At 72.5% G+C, this 5,010-nt stretch carries 5 protein-coding genes and 1 pseudogene; 4 read left to right on the forward strand and 2 right to left on the reverse strand.

What is annotated here, in order from left to right; all coding sequences use genetic code 11:
- The first annotated feature begins 133 nt into the window (after positions 1-133).
- The 4 genes from JHN63_RS47550 to JHN63_RS47565 all read left to right on the forward strand — a co-directional run bounded on the left by JHN63_RS47550 (position 134) and on the right by JHN63_RS47565 (position 4,228).
- Entirely contained in the window at positions 134-1,423 is a 1,290-nt protein-coding gene (locus JHN63_RS47550; protein ID WP_307782159.1) for a hypothetical protein, read from the forward strand.
- A 72-nt stretch (positions 1,424-1,495) separates the two neighbouring features.
- A complete protein-coding gene (locus tag JHN63_RS47555; protein WP_200691363.1) occupies positions 1,496-2,038 on the forward strand; it encodes a hypothetical protein in 543 nt (180 codons plus the stop codon).
- Between the two features lie 377 nt (positions 2,039-2,415).
- Entirely contained in the window at positions 2,416-3,123 is a 708-nt protein-coding gene (locus JHN63_RS47560) for a response regulator transcription factor (RefSeq protein ID WP_200691367.1), read from the forward strand.
- Positions 3,116-4,228, forward strand: coding sequence for a sensor histidine kinase KdpD (locus tag JHN63_RS47565; RefSeq protein ID WP_200691364.1), 1,113 nt, complete (start codon positions 3,116-3,118; stop codon positions 4,226-4,228). Before JHN63_RS47560 ends, JHN63_RS47565 begins: the two co-directional genes overlap by 8 nt.
- Positions 4,229-4,258: 30 nt before the next feature.
- Here the strand turns inward: JHN63_RS47565 and JHN63_RS47570 are convergent, their stop codons facing one another.
- A complete protein-coding gene (locus JHN63_RS47570; protein WP_200691365.1) occupies positions 4,259-4,630 on the reverse strand; it encodes a DUF6479 family protein in 372 nt (123 codons plus the stop codon).
- Between the two features lie 10 nt (positions 4,631-4,640).
- Positions 4,641-5,010, reverse strand: a pseudogene (locus JHN63_RS47575) (3-(3-hydroxyphenyl)propionate hydroxylase); the annotation flags it as partial.

Below are 5,010 nucleotides of genomic sequence, written 5' to 3' on the forward strand. Positions count from 1 at the left end.
GCGGGTTTCCGGGCCCGGTGGGTGGGCGGTGCGGTAGGGCGCGGAGGCCGGTGTCACCCGAACGGTGCGGCACTGCTCGCGGGTGCGGGGCATCGGGGATGCGCTGACAGTCACAGGCGCGGAGGAGGCAGGGGTGACGGAACTCGACCGGCTGCGGTCCAGGGTCGCCGAGCTGGAGGCGGAGGCGGCGGGGCGGGGGGCGCGGCACCGGGTGCGTTCGCTGGTCGCCGCGGTGCTGGTGGTCGTGGGGTGCCTGCTCGCGCCCTTGGGGGTGGTGGCCGCGTGGACGGCGGACACGGTGGGGGACACCGACCGCTATGTGGCGACGGTGGCGCCGCTCGCCTCGCACCCGGACATCCAGCACGCCGTGGCGAACCGGGTGACGTCGGCCGTGATGGACCACCTCGATCTCACCGCCCTGCTGTCCGGGGTGGCGCCCGCCCAACGGCCGCTGCTGGAGAAGGCGTTGGGGGCGCTGGGCGGTTCGCTGGAGGACGCGGTCCGGGCCTTCGTCCACGACAAGGCGCAGGCGGTCGCCGCGTCGGACGCCTTCGCCGGGATCTGGAAGGACGCCAACCGCCGGGTCCACAGCACGGTGAACAAGGCCCTGACCGGCAGCGGGGGCGGTGCGGTGAAGCTCGACGACGGCGCGGTGACACTGGACGTGGGCCCGGTGGTGGACCAGGTGAAACGGCGGCTGGTCGACGACGGGATGGCGGTCGCCGGGAAGATCCCCGAGCTCCACACCTCGATCACCCTGCTCAAGAGCGACGACCTCGACACGTACAAGACGTACTTCCGCATCCTCCAACTCGCCGGTACCTGGCTGCCGTTGGTGGCGGTGATCCTGGTCGCGGCGGGCGTCCTGCCGGCGGGCCGCAGACGGCGCGCACTGGTGACGGGCGCGCTGGGCGTAGCCGCCGCGACGGCTCTGCTGGGCATCGCGCTACGGATCTTCCGAGCCGCCTACCTGGACGCCCTCCCGGCGGGGGTCTCACCGCCGGCGGCCGGCGCGGTGTACGACGCGCTGACCCGCTTCCTGCACACGACGGTACGGATGGTCGTGGCGCTGGGCGTGATGATCGCCCTGGCCGCCTGGCTCACGGGTCCGGGCCGCCGGGCCCGTCTCGTACGACGCCTGTGGACGTCCGGGATCGGCGCGGTGCGGGGCGTGGCGGACGGGGCGGGCCTGCGGACGGGTCCGGTCGGGCCGTTCGTACGCCGGTACCGGGCGTGGATCGGCTGGGTGCTGGTGGGCGGGGCGCTGCTGGCGTATCTGCTGTGGTCGTACCCGACGGGGTGGGTGGTGGTCGGGCTGGGACTGGCGTTGCTGTTCGGGCTGGCGGTCGTGGAGTTCCTGGCGGCGGAGACGGAGGCGGGGGACGCCCCGGGGCCCGCCTCCGGTGTCACCCGGACGGCGTAACCCCCCTGGTGGCGGGCCTGCCCCGGTCGGATGGTCGAAGCACCACACACCACAGAGAGGTGGGGTACGGCCATGACCCAGCAGCCGCACTCGACGCAGCAGCCGCACTCGCCGTCAGCCGGCGGCGAGGAGAAGCACGGCGAGGAGAAGCACTCGGCCTGGAGCGACTCCGGCGGGCGGCCCGGCCAGGCCCCCGGCGCCCGGGGCTACGGCGCGCCCCCGTCCGGCGGCGGTCTCGCGGCCGGCGGCGCGGTCTTCGCCGGTGTCCTGATGCTGATGAACGGTGTCATCGCCGTCCTTCAGGGCATCTCCGCGATCGCCAAGGACGACGTGTACACCCGCGTCGGCGACTACATCTACAGCATCAACCTCACCGGCTGGGGCGTCATCCTGATCTGCCTCGGCGCCGTGGGCGTGATCACCGGCTGGGGCATCCTCAGCGGTATGAGCTGGGCCCGCGTCTGCGGCATCGTCCTCGCCAGCCTCAGCGCCATCCTCCAGTTCATGTTCCTCCCGTACGCCCCCATCTGGTCGGTCATCATGATCGCGGTCGACGTGTTCGTGATCTGGGCCCTGGCGGTGTACAACCCGGAGCGGTCCGGCGCGCGGCCGTAGGGCAGCGGTACACCGACACGGGCGCCGGGGTTCTTACGAAATACGGACGTCCGGCGCCCGAAGCCGCTCCGGGGCACCACCGGCGGAGCATGTGGTGCGAGGCTGACGCCATGCAGCAGCCGTACGAGAGGACCACGCGGGCCGGGAAACCCGGGGCAGCCGGGAAGGCCGTGACGACCGGAGTGACCAGGGTGTCCGGGACCACCTCGCGGGTCGTGGAGCCCGGTGAGTCCCGTCAGTCTCGTGAGACCGGTGCGTCCCGTGGGCCTCGTGAACCCGGTGAGCCTCGCGGGCCTCGTGAGTCCGCTGAGCCCCGCGGGTTCCGTGAACCCCGGGAGTCTCCTGAGCCCCGCGGAACCGGCGGAGCCACCCGCGTTCTGGTCGTCGACGACGATCCCACCGTCGCCGAAGTCGTCTCCGGGTATCTCGACCGGGCCGGGTATGTCGTGGAGCGGGCCGCGGACGGGCCGGAGGCGCTCGCGCGGGCCGATGCGCACTGGCCCGATCTGGTGGTGCTCGATCTGATGCTGCCGGGGATGGACGGGCTTGAGGTGTGCCAGCGGATGCGGGAGCGCGGGCCCGTGCCGGTGATCATGCTGACCGCCCGGGGGGACGAGGACGACCGGATCCTGGGGCTGGAGGTCGGCGCCGACGACTACGTCACCAAGCCGTTCAGCCCCCGGGAACTCGTGCTCCGGGTGGACTCCGTGCTGCGTCGCTCCCGGTCGCCGGTCGGGTCCGCCGCCCCGCTGAACGCCGGTGGGCTGGCCGTGGACCCCGCCGCCCGCCGGGCCACCAAGGACGGTGCCGAACTCGCCCTCACCCACCGGGAGTTCGACCTCCTCGCCTTCTTCCTCCGGCACCCGGGGCGGGTGTACGGGCGGGAGGACCTGATGCGCGAGGTGTGGGGCTGGGACTTCGGTGACCTGTCGACCGTCACCGTGCATGTACGGCGGCTGCGCGGCAAGGTCGAGGACGATCCGGGGCGGCCGCGCTACATCCAGACCGTGTGGGGCATCGGCTACCGCTTCGAACCCGCAGGCACCGAAGCCACCACCGGTACCGAGGGAACCGACCATGCGTGACGCCCTCCTCATCGCCCTGTTCGCCTTTCTCGGCGCCGCCGCCGCCGGTGTGCTCGGTGCCGGCGCCCTGTGGCTGCTGCGCCGGCGCTCCCTCACCGCGTCCGTGTCCGTGGTCGCCGCCGTCGCCGTGGCCGCGATGCTCGCCGGGACGCTGGCCGTGGCGCAGGCGATGTTCCTGTCCCGGCACGATCTGTCCGTGGTCACGACGGTGGTCGCGATGGCCGCCGTCGTCTCCCTGCTCACCGCTCTGCTGCTCGGCCGCTGGGTCGTCGCCCGCAGCCGTGAACTCGCCCTCGCCGCCCGCGACTTCGGCGACGGTGGCGACTACTTTGCCCCGGTCCGCCCCGCCACCGCCGAACTCGCCGACGTCAGCCGCGAGTTGGCCGCCACCAGTGCCAAGCTCGCCGAATCCCGTGACCGCGAGCGGGCGTTGGAGTCCTCACGGCGTGAACTCGTCGCCTGGATCTCGCACGATCTGCGCACCCCGCTGGCCGGTCTGCGCGCGATGTCCGAGGCCCTGGAGGACGGGGTCGCCGCCGAGCCCGAGCGCTACCTCCGGCAGATCCGCACCGAGGTGGAACGACTCAACGACATGGTCGGCGACCTCTTCGAACTCTCCCGCATCCACGCCGGCTCCCTCGCCCTCACCCGCTCCCGCATCTCCCTCTACGACCTGATCGGCGACGCCCTCGCCGGCGCGGACCCGCTCGCGCGCGAGCACGGCGTACGGCTGGTCGGCGACCGGATCGCACCGGTACCGGTCGAGGTCGACGGCAAGGAGATGAGCCGGGTGCTGGGGAACCTGCTGGTCAACGCCATCCGCCGGACGCCCGCCGACGGCACCGTCGCCATCGCCGCCGAGCGGACCGCCGACGGTGTCGTCCTGTCCGTGACGGACGGATGCGGTGGCATCCCGGAGGACGATCTGCCCCGCGTCTTCGACACCGGCTGGCGCGGCACGCACGCCCGGACCCCGCCGGCCGGGGCCGGACTCGGGCTCGCGATCGTGCGCGGCATCGTCGAGGCGCACCAAGGGCGGGCCGCCGTACGGAATGTGTCGGGCGGTTGTCGCTTCGAGGTGACGCTGCCCGCGGCGGAGGCGTGAGGGTCCTCCCCGAAAAGGCTCAGGGCGCGGTCACACGTGACCTATGCCGCCGCCCCCGAACGAACCGCTCCGTCCCGGCACCCAGCGCAGCCGCTTCTGGTCCTTTCCCGTTCTGCTCCCGGAGTGGTGGAGCTGGTACGGCATCAGCCGCTCCTTCTCCTCCGAGGCGCGGGGCATCTCGTCGGGTTCCCGCATCTCGCGCATCTCGTGGACCGCGCCGCCGACGGGGAGGTGGGGCTGCTCCTCGGGGAGCGGCCGGGGACTTTCCTGGTCACGGACCTTCATGCCGAAATGTATGGCCCAGACCAGCGCGCCTGCGATCACCAGGCCACCGAGAAAGGCTGCGCCCACGTCGAGGTTGTTGTGCGACGCGGCCAGTAGTTCATACGTTGCCGTGCTCATAGTCCGAGTATCACTCTTTCGGGGTGAATATGCCGATGTCGGTTAGATAGTTCGCCACGTCTTCCGGATCCCGGGTCAGCAGCGCCACGTGGTTGTCGGGGCGGACCAGGACGAGTGCAGGGTCGGTGACGCCGTACGCCCGCCGCGCGTGCCCCTCGTGGTCCCTGAGGTCCGCCAGGTCCCCGGTGTCCACCGTGAACGCCTGCACCAGCCCCGCGTACTCGGCCGCCAACTTGCCCACCGCGTCCGCGACTTCGGTGCCGAAGCCGAGCAGGGTGAAGCGGGGGTCCGCGTACACCTGGAAGAGCCGGACCGGGTGGCCGGAGGCGTCGAGGCAGGGGGCGTCGGGGGCGCGGTCGCCGGGGCGCAGGGTGTCGGGG

The organism is Streptomyces sp. MBT65 (assembly GCF_016612545.1).
Lineage (GTDB): Bacteria > Actinomycetota > Actinomycetes > Streptomycetales > Streptomycetaceae > Streptomyces.